The sequence below is a fragment of the Allobosea sp. GW823-FHT01F03 genome (assembly GCF_058798075.1).
Window position 1 is genome coordinate 5,644,867 of record NZ_CM179505.1, and the last position, 18,533, is coordinate 5,663,399.

Consider the following 18,533-nt stretch of genomic DNA (forward strand, 5'->3'; position numbering starts at 1 on the left):
AAACGCTCAGGTGCGCGCCGCGGCGAGCGCCTGTTCGACGGCCTGTCCAATGGCGAGGACCCGCTGGTCCTGGCCGCCCGCGGCCGCGAGCATCAGCCCGACGGGCGCCTCGCCCCGACGATGGCAGGGCAGCGAGAGGGCGCAGCCGTCGAGGAAGTTGATCAGGGTCGCATTGCGCAGCACGAGCAGGTTGGTCGTGGTGAAGTGGGCATCATCGGCCTCGAGCTCGGCGAGCTTCGGCGCGATCACCGGCACGGTCGGCATGATCAGCGCGTCGAAGGACGCGATCCGGGCCTCGACCGCGGCAATCCAGGCGGCGCGCGCCTCGAGCAGGTCGATATAATCGGCTGCCGAAAGCTCCTTGCCGCGCCGGATGCGAACGGAAACGCGCGGGTCGTAGCGATCCCCTTCGCGTTCGATCAATTCGCGATGCCAGTGCCAGGCCTCGGCGGCGGTGAAGCCGCCTCGGGCGTTGATGCCGGCGAGCGCGGCGAACTCGGGAACCGCGATCTCGCTGATCCGGACACCCGCCTGCGAAAGCCTGGCGAGCGCGGCCTTGAAGGCGGCCGCGACGGTCGCGTCCATGGCGTCGAGCGCCAGCGTCGTCGGCACGGCGAGACGCAGGCCCTCCAGGCTCGCCGATGCGGGGACGTCCGCGCCACTGCCCGACAGGATCGCGTCGAGCATGGCGCAGCAGGCCACGGTGGGCGCGATCGGCCCGACCGAGTCGAGGCTGGTGGAAAGCGGCACGGCGCCCTGGCGCGACACCCGGCGCGCCGTCGGCTTGAAGCCGGTCAGGCCGCAGAAGGCGGCGGGGATGCGGACCGAGCCGCCGGTATCGGTGCCGAGCGCGGCGGCCGCCATGCCATCCGTCACCGAGACGGCGGCGCCCGACGAGGAGCCGCCAGGGATGCGACCGGTCGCACGGTCGAACGGGTTGAGCGGCGTGCCGTAATGCGGGTTGAGACCGAGGCCGGAGAAGGCGAACTCGGTCATGTTGGTGCGGCCGATGAGGATCGCCCCGGCGGCGACGAGACGCTGCACCGCCGGCGCGTCCTGCTGCGCCGGCGCGGCGCCGTCGAGGGCGACGCTGCCGGCGCGCGTCGTCTCGCCCTTGATGTCGAACAGGTCCTTGACCGAGACCGGCAGCCCTTCGATGGACGAGCGCCGATAGCCCGCCTGCCGCAGCACGTCCGAGGCGCGGGCGGCAGCGCGCGCCTGCTCCTCATGGAGCGCGGTGAAGACGCGCGCGCCCTCCCCTTCCGGCGCCTTCGCGCGCGATAGGGCACCCTCGACGAGGGCGAGGGAAGTCGTGCGGCCCTCGTCGAGGGCGGCACGCAGCTCGGCCAGGGACCCGATCATCGGCTCAGGCCACCTCAGGCAGGATTTCGGTGCGGTAGGCGTGCCGGATGGTGCGGCCCAGCACCGGGTCGAACAGTTCCATGCTGAAGCTCGGCGACGGGCGGATGCCGCCGATCGCGCCGACGGTGCCGCAGATCATGCCGACGCCTTCAGGCAGCAGCCGGGCACCGCCGGTGAAGCCGGCGATCAGCTCCAGCGGCGGACGCAGCGCCGCGAGCGGACCTTCCTGATAGAGAACGCGTGCCCCGCCTTCCTCGATGAAGGCGCGGATGATCATCTCGTCCCAATGCCCGGCGACATCGGCGAAGCGCCAGGCATTGCGGGCGATCGGCTTGGCGCAGATCTGCTTGGAAAGCGCGACGCCGATCGTCTCGAGCTTGCGGTCGGTATGGTCAGAAGCGAGGCTGACATACATCTCGCCGCCGGTGCTGAAGACGAAGGTCTCGACCTCGCCGGAGCTCTCGGTCGCGACGACCTGGATACGGTCGGCCTGCGTCATCAGGTTTTCGGCGACGCGGTAGTAGAGCGGCACGGAGCTCGGTCGCGGCACGCCGATGGCGGCGAGCTCCTCGATATGATGCTCGATGGCGGCCTGGTCGCGTCCCGCCCAGCCGGCGACCACGAGCTCGGTCAGATTGACCGTCAGCGGCTGCGAGGCACCGCCGGTTTCGATAGCGAAATTCAGTTCCATGATGACCTGTGGAATGGTTCTCGGGGGAAAATGTCCGCGCCTAGCCGAAGACGCGGGGCAGGAAGAGGGCGAGGTCGGGGAAGACCGCCAGCAGGATCATCAGCACCGCCATGGCAGCGACGAAGGGCAGGCTGCCGACGATGACCGCGCCCATCGAGCCGCTCTTGCGCAGGCTCTGCACGACGAACAGGTTCAGCCCGACCGGAGGCGTGATCAGCGCGGCCTCGACCAGCACGATGATCAGGATGCCGAGCCAGATCGGATCGTAGCCGAGCGCGATCATGATCGGTGCGACGATCGGGATCGTCGTGATCATCATGGAGAGCGTCTCCATGAAGCAGCCCAGGATCAGGTAGAAGACCACGATCACGACAAGCATCTGCACCGGCGAGAAGCCGAGCCCGGAGATCGAGCTGGTGATGGCATCGGTGATTCCGGTCGCCGACATCACGAAATTGAGGAAGGCCGCCGCGACGATGATCAGCATGATCATCGCACTCGCCTTCATCGTGCCCTCGACCGCGTCGCGCAGCATGGTGAGCGTCAGGCGCCGCGACCAGGCCGCGAGGATGAGCGCTCCGAGCACGCCGAGCGCCGCAGCCTCGGTCGGCGTGGCAAGCCCGGCATAGATCGAGCCGACGACAAGGAAGAAGATGCCGAGCGGCGGCGCGAGATGGACGAGGCTGGCGAAGCGCTCGCCCCAGGTCGCGGTGATCCGGCGCCCGCCCCATTCCGGCTTCGCCACGCAACCTATGACCACGGTCAGCATGAACAGCCCGGCCAGGAGCAGGCCCGGGATGATGCCCGCGAGATAGAGCTTGGGCACCGAAGAGTTGGTCAGCACGCCATAGATGACGAGGTTGATCGAAGGCGGGATCAGGATACCGAGCGTACCGCCCGCGGCCAGGCTGCCGAGGAAGAGCGGCTCGTTGTAGCCGTAGCGCTTGATCTGCGGCAGCGCCACCGTGCCGACCGTCGCGGCGGTCGCGACGCTCGAACCGGAGGTGGCCGCGAACAGAGCCGAGGCGCCGATATTGGCGTGCATCAGCCCGCCCGGCAGCCAGGAGAGCCAGAGGCTCATGGCGCCGTACATGCGCTCGGCGAAACCGGCGCGCAACAGCACCTCGCCGAGGAGGATGAAGAGCGGGATCGCGACGAGCAGGAACTCGTTGTTGGTGCTCCAGGCGATCTCGCCGATACCGCGCGTCAGCGGCAGCATCGAGAAGGCGGGATCGAGGATCAGGCCGAGCAGACCGAGCGCCGCACCGACCGGAATGGAAAGGCCGATCAGGACGAGCAGCAGGATGAGGGTGATCGAGATCATGCCGCGTCCCCCTTGACCATGCGCTCGCCGGCAGCCGCCTCTTCGTCGGCTTCCTCCTGGGCTGAACGCACTCCGCCTATGGCCTTGACCGTGGCGATGTCGCCGGTAACGAGCGCGACCGAGGAGCGCAGCAGCATCAGAGCGAGCACCACGCACATCGCGACGAGGCCCAGGAACCAGAGCCCCTGCGGAATGGCGAGCGGGGTCGCCAGCGGGGTGTTCGCCCGCGAGCCCTGCGCCAGCGAGGCGCCGACCACGTCATAGGCGTAGAAGGTGAGCACGGCCATGAAGACGCCGAGCGCGACCAGCGAAAGCCAGTCGAGCACCGCGGAAAGCCGGACGGGCAGGTACTGGTAGAGAACGTCGACCCGGACATTCGCACGCTGCAGCGTCGCGAAGGCGAAGGACCAGGAGGTCGCGATGGCGAAGGCGTAGCTCGAGAGCTCGTCCGCACCGCCCACGGTCCAGCCGAGGAATTTGCGGATCAGCACATCCACCGAGATCAGGAGAACGCTGGCGATGGTGAGCGCGCCGCCGAACCATACCGCAACGCGCGATATGGTCTCGGCATAGCCGCTCAGACGCGCCAGTAGGCCAATTGTGGGGGATTGGGTCATGATCTTGCGTTCCACTGGACCTGATCGGATGGAGGCCGGCAGAACGCCGGCCTCCCCGGATCGGCGTTACTTCTTGGCGGCGGTCAGGCCGAGTTCCTTGCCGACGGTGGCATTGAAGCTCGTCACGCAGTCGGCCGAGCAGCGCGCGGCCCATTTGGGCAGGACCTGATCCGCAAGGACCTTCTTGAGCAGCGCCTTGTCGGCATCGCTCGGCGTGACCAGCACCATCTTGCCCTTGACCGGCAGGGTGCAGGCGGCGGCACCGGTGTTGCAGTCATAGCCGAGCTGGGTCTGCTTGGCCGCGGCATCCCAGATGTCGTTCACCAGCGTGTCGATATTGGTAGTGATGAAAGCCTGGACCTTGGGGTCGAGCTTTTCCCAGGCCTTCTGGTTCACCGCATGGATCTGCTGGTTCCAGTTGATCGGCAGGGCCAGCAGATGCGTGGCGACCTCGTACCACTTGGCCGAGTAGCCGGAGAGCGAGCCGGTGATGGCGCAATCCACGACCTTGTTCTGCAGGGCCGGGACGACCTCGCCGAAGGCCATGGTGACGCTGGAGCCGCCGAAGGCCTCGACGAACTCGGCCTGGGTACGGCTGGAAGTGCGGACCTTCTTGCCCTTGAGGTCGGCGAGACCCTTCATATCGGCGTTGCAGAACAGCACCTGCGCCGGATAGGGCGAGATGCCGAGCAGGCGGACCTTGGAGCCCTCGCCATAGAACTTGGCATAGGCGGGCTCGAAGGCCTTGGTGATGGCGCGGGCGGTCTTCACGTCGGGAGCGAGACCGGCGAGGTCGATCGCCTCGTTGATCGGGTTATCGCTGGCGAAATAGGACAGCGTCGCGGTGCCGAATTCGACGACGCCCTGCGACATCAGGCGCAGGAGCTCCGGCCCCTTCAGGCCCATCTCGTTGAAGCCCTTGATCTCGGCCGTCACCTGGCCCTTGGACTTTTCGGGGATCGTCTTGGTCCAGAAGGGCTGCTCATAATCCTGATAGGCGGTCAGGTTGCTGAGACCGCCGACGATCTTGAGATTGGTCTTCGGCAGGTCCTGGGCGCTGGCGGCCGTGGCGGCGAGCAGAGCCGCGGCAATCATGACTGGTTTCATCGGTCGTTCCCCTTGCTTAGGTTGGTGGACGGGTGAAGCGTGAAATTCACGGCCAGACCGCGCAAGCGCGCGGAAAACGCAGCAGGCATTCGGGCCCTTCGGGCGTGACGAGAACCATCTCGCCGAGCGCCGCTCCGCCCAGGCCGGGCAGGAAGATGTTCGGATGGAGTTCGAACAGCATGCCGCCGGCGAGCTCGATCCCATGATCCGTCGCCGGGGGAGCCGCGCGGTCGAAATGCTGGCGGAAGGCCTCGGTCAGGAGCGGTTCCTCATAGGAGAAGCCGAGACCGTGGCCGCCGCGGAAGCGGACCATGTCCGGATGGGCCGCCAGCAGAGTGCCGTCGCGCAGGCGCGCTTCCATGGCGGCCTCGACACCGGCCAGCGGCAGGCCGGGGCGCAGCGCCGCCATCCCGGCGACGAGCATCGCCTCGACCTGCGCCGCGAGAGCGGCGTGCTCCGGCTTCTGCGGGCCGATGCTGCCCATCCTGATGCCGTGCCCCCAATGTCCGTCGAGGGTCAGCGCGACCCCGAGCAGAACCTGGTCGCCGGGCTCGGGAATGCGCTCGGTCTCCTCGCGCCAGTAGCGACAATAATCCGCTTCCGGCGCGATGGTGAGCCAGGTGCGGCAGTATTCGGCGCCATTGCGGCGCGCCTGTGTCTCGAGGTCGAGCTGGATCTGCCAAGCCGGACGGCGATTGGAAAGCTCCTTGCTGAGCGCCGCGAAGAGCTCGTCGCAGAGCGCGGCGGCGGCCCGGTGCCGGCGCAGTTGCACCTCGTCCTTGACCAGCCGCAGGCGCGCAAGCTCCAGATCGAGCGAAGGATCGCGCCCGGGACGCACGCCGACCATCGCGTCATGGATACGCAGCGGCATTTCGGCGAAGCCGATCGTGCCCACAGCCTCGCCCGACGGTAGCAGCGTCGCCAGCACGGCCCCCCAGCCATCGGGGCGGACATCGTGGATGACGAGATCCCGCCGAAGCTGACGGGCGAGCGGCAGCATGAACGGGCTACCGACGAGGAGATGCGTCCGGTCCGGGGTTATAACGAGAAGTGATGGGCTCTCGCGGCTATCCCAGCCGCTGAGGAAGCGCAGCGCGCCATGCGAGGCCGTTCCCGCCCCGAGAGCGCTGCCATGGCCGAAAACCACGACCGCCCCGAGGGTGCGCTGCCGCGCCAGGGCAAATAACGCGTTGCGTCGCGCGGCAAACAGCTCAGCGCCTGTCGTTGGGGAAGGAACGATCATTGGATGAATGTCAAACCGGCATCGCAGGCAGGGCCCGCGCATAATGCGTCGCCGGCCGCAATCTGGCCTTTCGATGGATCATGACGACTTCCCCTCTGCCGCGGCTTTACAGCCGTCTTGCCGCATCATTGCAGGACATCGGGGCCGTTTCTGTCCAATTGTATGTTTGGAAGGGGGGTATAAGGCAGATTTATGCCTGACTGCGCGCAACGCGGTCGCGCGCTGCGACCTGCTGCGCCATCCGGGCGATGATGCGGGCCGGGTAGCTGTCGGGACCGTCGATCCAGCTCGCCATGAAGATCAGGTCGGGCAGCGGATCGGCCTCGACGTCGAGCAGGCGCAGCTCGCCGCTTTCCAGCTCCTTGCCGAGGAAGACCGGTGTGATCACGGCGGAGCCGATACCGTCGAGCACCATGCGCACCACCATCGAGAGCGAGGCGCTGCCATACATGCGCGGCGTCGAGATGCCGACGCGCATCAGCATGTCGCGCACCTGCCGATAAGGCGCGCTGTTCGAGGCATAGGTGATGATCGGCAGGGTCGCGACTTCGGCGAGCGGCACCGGGCCGGGACCAAGATCGACCGAGGATTTCACCACCCAGGCGAGCGGATAGGTGCAGAGCGGCAAATTCTCCACCCGCGCCTCGAGCACGGGCCCGAGCAGGAAGGCGAGGTCGATCTGCCGCGCCATTAGATGGGATTGCAGGATATGCGAGCTGTCGACCTCGATCTCGAGCACGATCGCGGGATAGGCGACATGCACCTCCTCGATCAGCTTCGGTAGCCAGGTCTGGACGATCGTCTCGGCGACGCCGATGCGCAGCATGCCGCTCATCGTGGTCTGGTCACGTGCGGCCTGCATCATGTCGCGCCGGACCTGCATCATCCGCTCGGCATGGGTGAGCAGTTCATGCCCCTTGGCCGTCAACGTCACCCCGCGCGCATCGCGCTCGAACAGGCGCACACCGAGCGCCGCCTCCAGCGACGCTATGCGCTGCGAGACGGCGGGCTGGGTGGTGCCGAGCTTTTCCGAGGCGGCGCGCAAGCTGCCAAGCGCCGCCGCCCAGAAGAAGGTCTCGATATTGCGCAGGTCGATCATGCCGCGATGATGGACGCGGCGCCGCCGCAATCCAACCGAAAACCCGGGCTTTTCCGCGCCGAAGAGCCCGCGGTTGCAGCCTTGGCTTCGGAGCCGGCGCCGTCCGGGCCGGCAAGGCTACGACCTCAGCCCCCGATCTGCCGCAGGGGCCGGCCGGCGAGCACCGCCGCCTCGATCTCCTCGAGCCGGACCCCGCGCGTCTCCGGCGTGAAGGCGAGGCAGAAGCCGAGCGAGAGCAGGCAGACCACCAGGAACAGCCCGATCGCCCCCGAGAGGCCGATCGCGGCCACGAGCGACAGGAAGGTGAAGGCGATCAGCGCGTTGAACAGCCAGCTCGTCGCCGAGGCCATGGCGATGCCGGCTTCGCGGATCGCCGTCGGGAACAGCTCCGACATCAACACATAGGGCAGCGGGCCGAGGCTGAGGGCGAAGGCCGCGATGAAGACGGCGAGTCCGGCCAGGCCGATCCAGGGCCAGCCGAGCTGGGAGGCGACGATGACCGCGGCGAGTCCGATCGACATCGCGGCCGAGCCGAAGATCAGCAGCGGCCGGCGGCCCAATCTGTCGACCATGGCGATGGCGGCGATCGTCGCCAGCACGTTGACCAGGCCAAGGCCGAAGGTCGCGGCCAGGGCAGCGGTTCCGGCCGAGAAGCCGAGCTCCTGGAAAATGCGAGGCGCATAATAGAGGATGCCGTCGATGCCGCTCAGATTCTGCAGCACGAAGAGGGTGCTGCAGAGCACGAGCACCGCAGCGGTGCTGCCGCGCCGGAACGGGGCACCGCCGCCGGCCCCGGCAGTGGCGACCGGCATCTCCTGCCACTCATCGGAGAGGCCGAGCGTATGCGTCGCCCGCTGCACCGCAGCCGGATCGCCGCGCGCCGCCAGCCAGCGCGGACTTTCCGGCAGGGCCAGGATCGCCAGCAGAACGAGGCCCAGGGGGAGGATACCGGCGCCGAGCAGGAGCTGCCAGGGCACGGACGCGGCAAAGGCGAGCGTGGCCCCGTAGGCGCCGAGGATGCCGAGCGTGATGGCGAGCTGGAACATCGAGACCACGGCGCCGCGCCGCTGCGCCGGCGTCGTCTCGGCCGCGTACATCGGCACCACCATCGAGATCAGGCCGATGCAAAGCCCGGCAAGGCTGCGCCCGAGCAGCAATCCGGCGAGTCCGAGCCCGGCCAGGATCAGCGTATAGCCGAGCCCGCCGAGCGCGGCCGCCAGCATGATCGTCCGCTTCCGGCCCCAGCCTGCCGAGATCGGGCCGGCACCGGCGGCACCCAGAAAGCAGCCCAGCACCAGGACACCAACGACGAATTGCTCTCCGCTTTCGGAAAGTTCAAATTTACTCTTTATAATATCCAGAACACCCGCAACAGACGCTATTCCGAATCCGAACGTGAATCCGCCCGATACAATTAGAGTCAAAATCAATACAATTGGCTCAATAGACCTATCGGTCCAAAATTTTCTAATCATTTCCGATTTTTTCCAAACATAAATGACAGCCTTGCCGATCCAATTCATGTTACAAACTGTATCGGCCAGATCAACATTTGCGGAACGCAATGCTCAGGCCACCCGAAGCTGATGAGTTTCTGACAGGAGAACCGCATGACCGATCTGGCCGAAACGGGATCGCGGATTGGTCAGGAGCGGGCCAATCGGCTCGCCATCGACGGCGGTGCCCCGGTCCGACGCGAGCCGCTCCCCTGGGAGCTGCCGGGCGTGCACTGGATCGGCGAAGAAGAGCGCGAGCTGGTCGACCGCGTCGTACGGGCGCGCAGCCCGTTCCGCTTCTACGGCCCCGACCCGCAGCACATGGTCGAGACGCTGGAACGGGAATGGTGCGAGGCCTTCGGGCATCGCAACGCCCTCGGCGTGTCGTCGGGTACGGCTGCCCTGACGATCGCGCTGTCGGCGCTCGGAGTCGGCCCCGGCGACGAAGTCTTCGTCCCCGGCTATCTTTGGGTGAGCTGCCTCTCGGCGGTGGTGCGGACCGGCGCCATTCCCCGCCTGGTCGACATCGATGAGACCTTCTGCATCGATCCCGAAGATCTCAAGCGCAAGATCGGGCCCCATAGCCGCGCCGTGCTGTGCGTCCATATGAGCGGCGCGCCGGGCCGGATCGCCGAGATCGCCGAGATCTGCCGCGCCCATGGGCTCGGCCTGGTCGAGGATTGCGCCCAGGCGGCGGGGGCCTCGGTCGGCGGGCGAGCGGTGGGACGCTTCGGCGATATCGGCATCTTCAGCTTCCAGCTGAACAAGAACATGACCTCGGGCGATGGCGGAATGCTCGTCGCCGAGGATGACGCGCTGTTCCGGCGCATCGTGGCGCTGCACGATCTCGGCTATCCCCGCAACGAGAAGGGGCGGCTCGACTCCTCCGATGAGAACTGCCAGCTCTGGGGCATGGGCGCGCGCATGTCGGAGCTCGCCGGCGCGATGGCGCTGGCACAGATGCGCAAGCTGCCGCGGATCACCGGCGCGATGCGGGCCTCGAAATGGCGCATCCGCGCGCAGCTGGCCGACCTGCCCGGCCTCGACTTCCGCCATATCCCGGATCCGGCCGGCGATACCGGGCCGTTCCTGCTGATGCTGCTGCCCGATGCCGCCCTGGCGCGGCGCTTCGTCGAGGCGCTGCGCGCCGAGGGTATCGCCGGGCCGCCGGGCAGCCTCGCCTGCATCACCATGCAGGAATGGGGCATGCACTGGTACTTCAACGTTCCGAGCTTGGTGCAGCGCCGCTCCAACAGCCGCGACGGCTTCCCCTGGACGCATCCCGCCAACGCCTTCGCGAAGGATTATAACTACGGCATGGGGGCCTTGCCGCGCTGCGACGAGTTCCAGGCGCGCGGCGCCCTGCTCGCTATCGGCTCGACCCTGACCGAGGCCGATGAAAGCGACATCGTCACCGCCTTCCGCAAGGTGGCAAACGGCCTGCTGCGCTGAGGCGCGCCAACTCACGTCACGCAAGGCGCAGATGATGATCTACTTCATAGCCGCTATCGCCGGCATCGCAGGGTTCCTGTTCGGCTTCGACGAGGGTGTCATCGCCGGCGCGCTGCATCTGCTGCGCGGGGAATTCACCATCAACCCGTTCGACGAGGGGTTGATGACGGCCGCCGTCCCGCTCGGGGCCCTGGGTGGGGCGCTTTTGGCGGGCCGGACCACCGAAACCTATGGCCGCCGCGCCCTGCTGCTGGTCGCCGGCGTGCTTTTCGCGGCAGGAGCGCTGCTCTCGGCCGCAGCCGGTGCGGTCTGGATCCTGACGGCCTCGCGCCTGCTGCTGGGTCTTGCTGTCGGCATCGCCGCGATGGTGGCGCCGCTCTACATTTCCGAAAGCGCGCCTGCCGAGAAGCGCGGCATGCTGGTCTCGATCTATCAGCTGGCGATCACGCTCGGCATTCTCGGCGCCTATCTCGTCGGCTTCGCGTTTTCCGAGTCCTGGCGGCTGATGTTCGTGATGGGCGTATTGCCGGCCCTCGCCTTGCTCGTCGGGATGTATCGCATGGGCGATACGCCGCGCTGGCTCGCCTTGCAGGGCCGCACCGAGGAGGCGCGCCTGGCAATCGCGCGGATTCGCGAGCTCGCGCCGCATGATCCGGCGGTCGATGCGGAGCTCGCGAGCATACGCCAGGCGGCGCAGCAACGGACCCGGCCCGGCACCTGGGGCGACCTGCTCAGCCCGACGGTACGGCCGGCGCTGGTGGTCGGCATGGGGCTGTTCTTCCTGCAGCAGCTCAGCGGCATCAACGCCGTGATCTACTACGCGCCGACGGTGTTCAAGGAGGCCGGCTTCAACTCGACCTCGACCCAGATCCTGGCGACCGTCGGCATCGGCGTGGTCAATGTCGGGATGACCTTCGTCGGCATGTATCTGATCGACCGGATCGGCCGGCGGCGCCTGCTCTTCATCGGCTTCGCCGGAACCGCCCTCAGCCTCGGCATGATCGCGCTCGCTGCGGCCACCGCCTCGGAATCGCTGGATATCCTCGCGACCATCGGGATGGTGCTCTATATCGCCGCCTTCGCCGCCAGCATCGGCCCCCTGCCCTGGGTGATGATGTCAGAGATCTTCCCGCTCAAGGTGCGCAGCCTCGGCATGAGCGTGACCTCACTCGCCAATTGGGGCTTCAACTTCCTGGTCGTGTTCTCCTTCCCGATATTGGTCAGCAGCATCGGGCTCGGCGGCGTCTTCGCGGTCTATGCGCTGGTCTGCGCCGCAGGGCTGGTCTTCACCTATCTGCTCGTGCCTGAAACCAGCGGTGTCTCGCTCGAGGAGATCGAGCGGCATCTGGAATCGGGGCAGCCGTTCCGGACGCTCGACGCCGCGCCGGTCCGGGTCGCGACGGCATGACCCAGATGCAACCCATTCTCGAAGCCGAACCGTCGGGAGCTCCGTCCGCCGGCGCCACGGCCATTCCACAGGACTGCGAGCGACTTGTCGCGGCGCTGATCGAACTCAGCCCCTATCGCACGGTGCTGCGGCCACTCCTGAGCGATATCGCGCGGATCGGCCGGGCCAACCGGCAGATCAGCGCAGCACTGACCATCGTCGAACTGCGCGCCGACTTCGCCCATACGGGCCGACTGCGCCGCGCCGATCTCGGCCCCGAGCGGACCGCGCTGCTCGGCTTCCTCGAATATATCCGCTTCGCCTCGCCGGATTTCTTGCGCTCAGTCGGGGAATGGCCCGTGGGAGGCATGCGTGACCGAGGCTGAATTCTGCGATGTCGTGGTTGTCGGCACCGGGGCCGGCGGCGGCATTCTCGCCCACAAACTCGCCAGATCAGGCCTGCGCACCATCTCGCTAGAACATGGCGCGATGCTGCCGGAAGACCATTTCCGGACGACGATACCGCCCGGCGTGACCCGGGATTTCGGCATTGACCCGAGCACGACCTGGCCCAGCGATCCGCATGACAGCCTGTTCGTCCATCCGCTCTTCGCCGATGGCAAGGTCGGCTCGACGGCGCGCCCCAAGGACGGTTTCCGCCATTTCCAAGTGCTCGCCGTCAACGGATTGCAGAACCTCTGGAACGGCGTCAGCGTCCGCTTCTCGGCGGAGGATTTCAGATCCTGGCCGTTCTCCTATGCCGATCTGGCACCGCATTACGGCGCGGTCGAGCGCCTGATCGCCGTCTGCGGCACGAAAGAGGGGCTGCCGAACCTGCCGGACGGCGATTATCTGCCGCCGAAGCCGCTGCGCCCAGCCGACCGGTTGATCGTCGACGCCGTGAATTCGCTGAAGGACGGGCACTCGCACGCGATCCCGAACCGCAAGGCGATCAACACCAAGGCGGGAACACCGACATCCTGCATCTCGACGGGGATGTGCACCTCGGGCTGCCCGGTCGGTGCGGTCTACAAATTCTCGACACGGCTGCTGCCGCAGATCGCCGATCTGCCGAATTACGAATTGCGGACGCAGGCGAAGGTGGTCCGCCTGCTTCGCGACGGCGACAGCCGGCGGATCGCGGGGGTCGAGTATATCGATCTCGCGACCGGAGACCGGAGACGTTTGCGCGCCGGCATCGTCGTGCTGGCTGCCGGAGCGCTCGAGACGCCGCGCATCCTGTTCAACTCAGCCGACGAGGCGGATCCCTCCGGCCTCGGCAACCGGCATGAGCGGGTCGGGGCGGGCCTGCAGGACAATCCCAAGGTCGTGCTCTCGACCTCGCTGCTGAAGCTCTGGGGCAAGCGGCGCGACTACGATCTCGGCTATGGCGACCTGCTGATCCTCTTGTCGCAGGGCAGGCTGTCCGATGGCGCGCCCTTCCCCTTCATCGGCCACGCCATCCACAGCGCGCCCGACGTGCCGCATTACCTGACCGGCATGCGCCACTTCCCGCCCTTCCTGAAGGAGCGGTTCGCCCGGATGATGTTCCACAGCTATGTCACGCTCGGCCTGTTCTGCCAGGGCGAGGCGACGCCGGGGAACCGGGTGCGCCCCGGCCGGAGCTTCGATGCCTATGGCGTCCGGCAGGTCGAGGTCGATTTCACGATTCCCGCCACGAGCCACCAGATGATGGACGCGATGACGGTCTGGGGCCGGCGCGTGCTCCGGCGGGCTTCCGCCACGATCATCTATGCCAGCCGCGACAACAGCGGCACCGGCATCCACTATGCCGGCACCACCGCCATCTCGCAGGACCCCCGCCAGGGCGTCGTCGATGCCGACCTGAAATGCCACGAGTTCGACAATCTCTATGTCTGCGATGGCGGCGTCATTCCCGAGCTGCCCGACAAGCATCTGACCCTAACCATCATGGCGCTGGCCGACCGGCTCGGCGGTCATCTCGTCGAGACCGTGCGGCAGCAGGCGGTTGCGGCCTGACGGCGCGGCGACGTGGCAATTCAGAACGGGGGCGTGCGATGAGCGGGTTGATGAAAACGCTGCTCGCCCTGGCCGTTGGCTTCGCGCTCGGCTCGCCGCTGGGGCACGCACCACGCGCCGAGACACCGGCAGCCCCTGCCGCCGTAAAGCCGACGGCGCTGGTCGGCGAGGTCCTGTTCCCGCCGAAGCCCGTGCTCGGCTCGGATGGTCTCCAGCACCTGGTCTACGAGTTGCAGCTCTCGAATGTGACGGCCGAGCGGGTGCAGCTGAAGCGGATCGGCATTTTCGGCGATGACGACAAGGAGCCGCTCGCGGTCCTCGACGGCGCGGAGATCGCGCAGCGTTTCTCGCCGGCGGGCCGGCGGGGCAACGAGTCGGCGGAGCTCGGCGGCTACCAATACGGCATCGGCTTCCTACATGTCGCGCTGCCGGTCGGACGCACTGTTCCACAGCGCCTGCGGCACGAGGTCGAGGCATGGTTCGACCAGTTCAAGGCCGATGCCACGATGCAGTTCGGCCCGGTCGCCCTGGCCAGTTCGGCACCGCCAGTCCTCGGACCGCCGCTGCGCGGCGACGGCTATATCGCCGGGGATGGCTGCTGCGACTCGACACGGCATGTTCGCGCCCTGCTGCCGCTCAATGGCGGCTTTCGCCTGGCGCAGCGCTTCGCCATCGACTGGGAGAAGCTCGGCGCCGACGGCCGCCTGGTCAAAGGCGACCGGAAGCAGGTCGGTAATTATCACATCTATGGTGAGCCCATTCTGGCGGTGGCCGACGGCACCATCGTCGATACGCGAAACGATCTTCCCGACCAGGTTCCCGGAGCGCTGCCCGACGGGCTGCCGATCAGCGAGGCCGACGGGAATTTCGCCGTGCTCGACATCGGCGGCGGCGCCTTCGTGCTCTACGCCCATATGAAGCCGGGCAGCGTCCGGGTCAGAACCGGCGACAAGGTCAAGCGCGGCAATGTGATCGGCGAGGTCGGCAACACCGGCAACAGCTCGGAGCCGCATCTGCACCTGCATGTCATGGACGGACCGTCTCCGCTGCTCGCCGACGGCCTGCCCTATGTCTTCGACGCCTTCACGGTGAAGGCGATCGATCGCGCCGGCACCGCCGATTTCGACCGGGCCGCCGAGACGGGTTCGCCGGTCAGCCTGACACCGCTCGTCCCGCCGCTCGCGATCCGGAACGCGCTGCCGCTCGACCTCAGCGTCGTCGAATGGGGACAGTGAGGCAGCGCCGGCACTTTTGTCGGCCGCCCGCCTTGCCTGCGACCTATCGCATCGGCAACCGGCATCGCCTGAAAGGCAAGGACGGCCGGGCAACCCGGCGCATCCCGCGCGCCCCTCAATGCCAGGACGGCAGCGTCTGCAGAGCCTCGTCCGGAGCGAGCCTGTCGAGCATCAGCTCGAGGGGCCCGAGGTCCTTGTGGCTCGCCTCGCAGAGGCTGGCGGAAGAGGAACTGCCGAGAAAGTCGACGATGCCGCTCCCGAGCACCGCCCTTTCGGCTTCGTCACGATAGCCAAGTGCCGCCAGTTCGTTTTCGACCTGCCCACCCTCGGCGGCGATGTAGCCGGTGCGCGCGACCAGATCCGCGGCCCGGCTCGCCGGCGCCCGCAGCAGAAGGATGCGGGAGGCGGTGGCCCGGGCATCGGGATCGTGCACGGCCGCGCCGCTGAGAACACCGCCGATGAGATTGGCCGGCGGGGTCGGCACGTTCAGGGCCAGAAAGAACAGCCGATGTGTGTAGGAGCAGGTCAGCGCGCTCTGTGCGGCGCGGCCATCGCTGAGCAATTGCCCGCTCATCAGAACCTGGCGGTTGAACAAGTTCTCGCTGTAATTGATCTGCAGTTGCCGCATTGAATCGGCGTGAACCGTCACCTGACCGACGATCAGCCGGCCGGCCTGAACACGTGACCAGGCCGGCGAGATCGCGAGATAGGCGCCCTCCAGCCAATGCCCGCCGGGCTGCCGCCCGCTTCGCCGGGCCGAGGGCACCGCGCCGGCGGCCTGTACCGGCGCGGCTGGCAACCCGGCCTCGGCCCGCAGTTCCGTGAGCACGGTTTCCGGAACCGCGAAATGGGCGCTGAGCGCGTCCTGAAACTCGTCGAAAGAGGATGAGGCGAGAAATGGCGCGGCCAGCATGCCGCCGAGCACGCGCGCCCAATCCTCATAGACGCTGGAGGCGCGCGGCATCGCCTTGCCACCGAGCCATTTATAGGCGTTCTGCGGCACGAACAATGTCGCCCGGTTGCTCGCGGCGAAGCGGGCGCAGAGCTCCTTGCTGGTCGAGCAGCCCAGCACCACCGAGGTCAGCCGCAGCTTCAGCGCGAGGTGCAGCGAAGCCTCGGCGAGCGGCGGCTGGCGATCATTGTCGGCCGGCAGCGGCACGCCATCCAGTCTCGATTGTTTCACCGCGCCCGCCCCCTGACATTGCTCTCCTGAAAGACCGCTGTGGCGGCCCCGGCCAGCACTGCGATGCCTGAGCGGATCTCGCCAGGAAATCCTTCGCGGCGATGCCGGTGGCGCTACGATGCGGCACGACGTGCTCCTTTTCCACCAGGAATTCGCAGGGAGCATCCTTCTTTTGAACCAGGCGCCTTGCGATCCGCCCTGGAGATCACCGAAACCGGCCGCCAGCCGGAAGCGTTCGCCGCCCGCGACCAGGGCAGAAGGCCCGTCCAGGCGCTTCGTGACCGTCGACAAACGGCAGAGCGTCGACGCGAGCCCGATAAAGCGGCCTGGACAGGGCGGGCCGCAATAATTCGGCACATAAGTATTGACCGAAGGACATTTGTCCGAGAATCCTGATTCTGACGCCGGCAAAGAATCCGGCCAGAAGCCGCGGCGACAGAATGGTCGCGCCGCATTGTCTCGGGAGGTTCAAGATGAAATTCGCCAATCCAGCCAGAGCCGCCATTCTCGGCTCCGTCGCCGCCATCGCCTTGACCTCGTTCGGCGCCCAGGCCCAGGACGCCTGTCCCAACCGTGGACAGCTCGACGACCAGTATTGCGACGCCAACAATGATCTCGTCGCCGACACCCCGACCGACCCTGCCAAGCAGAAGGACCCTTCGACCCTGGTCTTCGCCTATACGCCGGTCGAGGATCCCGCGATCTATGCCAACCTGCTCAAGCCGTTCGTGACGCATCTCAACACCTGCATCGGCCGCAAGGTGGTGTATTTCTCGGTCCAGTCGAACACCTCGCAGATCGAGGCCATGCGTTCAGGCCGGCTGCATGTCGCCGGCTTCTCGACCGGTCCGACCGCCTTCGCCGTCAACATGGCGGGCGCGGTGCCCTTCGCCGCCGGCGGCTCGGAAGCCGGGCCGCGCGGCTACAAGCTGGTCGCGCTGGTCAAGGCGAGCAGCCCCTACAAGTCGATGGCGGATCTCAAGGGCAAGAAGGTCGCGCATACCTCGCCCTCCTCGAATTCGGGCAATCTCGCGCCACGCGTGCTGTTCCCGCCGCTCGGCCTGACCCCGGACAATGACTACAAGCCGCTGATGTCGGGCGGGCACGACAAGTCGATCCTCGGCGTCAACCATGGCGACTACGACATGGCGGCAGTCGCCGACGACGTCTTCGAGCGGATGGTGGCGCGCGGCACGATCAAGCGCGATGATTTCCGCGTGCTCTACACCAGCGAGGTCTTCCCGACGAATGGTTATGTCCACGCCCACGACCTGAAGCCGGAACTGGCGGCGAAGATCCGCGAATGCTTCTTCAGCTACAAGTTCACCGACGAGGAGAAGAAGGAGTTCAACGGCGAGGATCGCTACGTCCCGATCACCTACAAAGAGAAATGGGGCGTGGTGCGCGAGGTCGCCGAGAAGTCCGGCACGCCGTTCAACAAGCGCAGCTACGAGGCCGAGGCCAAGCGCGAGGCCGAGGCGCTGGAACGCAAGAAGGCCCAGCAGCCCAAGAACTGATCGCTGGCTCAGCGCTGAAATAAAGGAAGAGGGCCCCGGCACATACCGGGGCCCTCTTCGCGTTCAGGCCGACATGGCCGAAAGTGCGCCGCCCTTACTTTGCGGGCAGATCTGCGAGATAGGCCCGCATCTCGCGCTCGGGCCCATGATAGGAGCTCGTGGTCTTGCCCTGGAGCTCCGGCTTGTCCTTCCAGCCGGGCTCGATGCCCGTCATGTCGGGAAGCAGATGCGCGATGCCCTTGTGGCAGTCGATGCAGGTCTTCTCGCCCGTGGTCAGGAAGCGGCCATGGATCTCGGCTGCGCGGCGCGTCTGCTTGGTGAAGTCCATCGCCACCGAGGAATGGCAGTTGCGGCATTCCAAGGAGTCGTTGGCCTTGAGGCGCGACCATTCGTGCTTGGCGAGCTCGAGGCGCATGCCCAGGAACTTCTCGCGCGTCGAGATCGTACCGAAGATCTTGCCCCAGACCTCCTTCGAGGCCTGCATCTTGCGGGCGATCTTATCGGTCCAGTTATGCGGGACATGGCAGTCCGGGCAGCTGGCGCGCACGCCCGAGCGGTTGGAGAAGTGCACCGTCTGGGTCAGCTCCTGATAGACGTTGTCGCGCATCTCGTGACAGGAGATGCAGAACTTCTCGGTATTGGTGACCTCGAGCGCGGTGTTGAAGCCGCCCCAGAACAGCACCCCGCAGATGAAGCCGCCGACCGTCAGGAAGCCGAGGCTGAGATAGGCGCTGGGCCGGCTGATGATGCGCCAGAACCAGAGCACCCGGTTCCAGCACCAGAGAAACAGAGCCTTGAGCTTTGCCATCATGCCGCCCC

Annotated in this window: 16 protein-coding genes; 6 read left to right on the forward strand and 10 right to left on the reverse strand. The window is 66.9% G+C overall.

Annotated features, from left to right (window positions below):
* Window positions 1–6: 6 nt before the first annotated feature.
* The 8 genes from AC3RCC_RS26950 to AC3RCC_RS26985 form a co-directional block, all read right to left on the reverse strand.
* Window positions 7–1,362, reverse strand: a complete 1,356-nt coding sequence (locus tag AC3RCC_RS26950; protein ID WP_492257190.1) for an amidase — start codon at window positions 1,360–1,362, stop codon at window positions 7–9.
* 4 nt (window positions 1,363–1,366) lie between these two features.
* Window positions 1,367–2,053: a DUF2848 domain-containing protein gene (locus tag AC3RCC_RS26955; RefSeq protein WP_291639694.1), complete on the reverse strand. Its 687-nt coding sequence runs from the start codon at window positions 2,051–2,053 to the stop codon at window positions 1,367–1,369.
* 40 nt (window positions 2,054–2,093) lie between these two features.
* Window positions 2,094–3,377, reverse strand: coding sequence for a TRAP transporter large permease (locus tag AC3RCC_RS26960; protein WP_291639696.1), 1,284 nt, complete (start codon window positions 3,375–3,377; stop codon window positions 2,094–2,096).
* Window positions 3,374–3,994: a TRAP transporter small permease subunit gene (locus tag AC3RCC_RS26965; RefSeq protein ID WP_492257191.1), complete on the reverse strand. Its 621-nt coding sequence runs from the start codon at window positions 3,992–3,994 to the stop codon at window positions 3,374–3,376. Before AC3RCC_RS26965 ends, AC3RCC_RS26960 begins: the two co-directional genes overlap by 4 nt.
* 66 nt (window positions 3,995–4,060) lie before the next feature.
* On the reverse strand, window positions 4,061–5,101 hold the full coding sequence (locus tag AC3RCC_RS26970) for a TRAP transporter substrate-binding protein (protein ID WP_291639700.1): 1,041 nt from the start codon (window positions 5,099–5,101) through the stop codon (window positions 4,061–4,063).
* 46 nt (window positions 5,102–5,147) lie between these two features.
* Window positions 5,148–6,344 carry a M24 family metallopeptidase gene (locus AC3RCC_RS26975; protein ID WP_492257192.1) on the reverse strand — a complete coding sequence of 399 codons (1,197 nt, stop codon included), beginning with the start codon at window positions 6,342–6,344 and terminating at the stop codon, window positions 5,148–5,150.
* Between the two features lie 190 nt (window positions 6,345–6,534).
* Entirely contained in the window at window positions 6,535–7,443 is a 909-nt protein-coding gene (locus AC3RCC_RS26980; protein ID WP_291639702.1) for a LysR family transcriptional regulator, read from the reverse strand.
* 125 nt (window positions 7,444–7,568) lie between these two features.
* Entirely contained in the window at window positions 7,569–8,918 is a 1,350-nt protein-coding gene (locus AC3RCC_RS26985) for a sugar porter family MFS transporter (protein ID WP_492258843.1), read from the reverse strand.
* 135 nt (window positions 8,919–9,053) lie between these two features.
* Here AC3RCC_RS26985 and AC3RCC_RS26990 point away from each other — a divergent pair, with 135 nt between their 5' ends.
* Genes AC3RCC_RS26990 through AC3RCC_RS27010 form a run of 5 tightly spaced genes read left to right on the forward strand, consistent with a single transcriptional unit; the run spans window position 9,054 to window position 15,014 of the window.
* Window positions 9,054–10,391 carry a DegT/DnrJ/EryC1/StrS family aminotransferase gene (locus AC3RCC_RS26990; RefSeq protein WP_492257193.1) on the forward strand — a complete coding sequence of 446 codons (1,338 nt, stop codon included), beginning with the start codon at window positions 9,054–9,056 and terminating at the stop codon, window positions 10,389–10,391.
* Complete coding sequence (locus AC3RCC_RS26995; RefSeq protein WP_492257194.1) at window positions 10,336–11,799, forward strand: sugar porter family MFS transporter; 1,464 nt, start codon at window positions 10,336–10,338, stop codon at window positions 11,797–11,799. The genes AC3RCC_RS26990 and AC3RCC_RS26995 overlap by 56 nt, the downstream gene beginning before the upstream one ends.
* Window positions 11,796–12,164 (forward strand): hypothetical protein, encoded by a 369-nt coding sequence (locus tag AC3RCC_RS27000; RefSeq protein WP_291646053.1) that lies wholly within the window; start codon window positions 11,796–11,798, stop codon window positions 12,162–12,164. Before AC3RCC_RS26995 ends, AC3RCC_RS27000 begins: the two co-directional genes overlap by 4 nt.
* On the forward strand, window positions 12,151–13,779 hold the full coding sequence (locus AC3RCC_RS27005) for a GMC oxidoreductase (RefSeq protein ID WP_492257195.1): 1,629 nt from the start codon (window positions 12,151–12,153) through the stop codon (window positions 13,777–13,779). Before AC3RCC_RS27000 ends, AC3RCC_RS27005 begins: the two co-directional genes overlap by 14 nt.
* A gap of 50 nt (window positions 13,780–13,829) precedes the next feature.
* Window positions 13,830–15,014 carry a M23 family metallopeptidase gene (locus tag AC3RCC_RS27010; RefSeq protein ID WP_492257196.1) on the forward strand — a complete coding sequence of 395 codons (1,185 nt, stop codon included), beginning with the start codon at window positions 13,830–13,832 and terminating at the stop codon, window positions 15,012–15,014.
* A 115-nt stretch (window positions 15,015–15,129) separates the two neighbouring features.
* On the opposite strand, the gene AC3RCC_RS27015 is transcribed toward AC3RCC_RS27010, so the two are convergent.
* Window positions 15,130–16,197 carry a hypothetical protein gene (locus AC3RCC_RS27015; protein WP_492257197.1) on the reverse strand — a complete coding sequence of 356 codons (1,068 nt, stop codon included), beginning with the start codon at window positions 16,195–16,197 and terminating at the stop codon, window positions 15,130–15,132.
* Between the two features lie 473 nt (window positions 16,198–16,670).
* Here AC3RCC_RS27015 and phnD point away from each other — a divergent pair, with 473 nt between their 5' ends.
* Entirely contained in the window at window positions 16,671–17,714 is a 1,044-nt protein-coding gene (gene phnD / locus AC3RCC_RS27020) for a phosphate/phosphite/phosphonate ABC transporter substrate-binding protein (protein ID WP_291639710.1), read from the forward strand.
* A gap of 94 nt (window positions 17,715–17,808) precedes the next feature.
* Here the strand turns inward: phnD and AC3RCC_RS27025 are convergent, their stop codons facing one another.
* Window positions 17,809–18,522 carry a cytochrome c3 family protein gene (locus AC3RCC_RS27025; protein ID WP_291639711.1) on the reverse strand — a complete coding sequence of 238 codons (714 nt, stop codon included), beginning with the start codon at window positions 18,520–18,522 and terminating at the stop codon, window positions 17,809–17,811.
* Window positions 18,523–18,533: the final 11 nt, after the last annotated feature.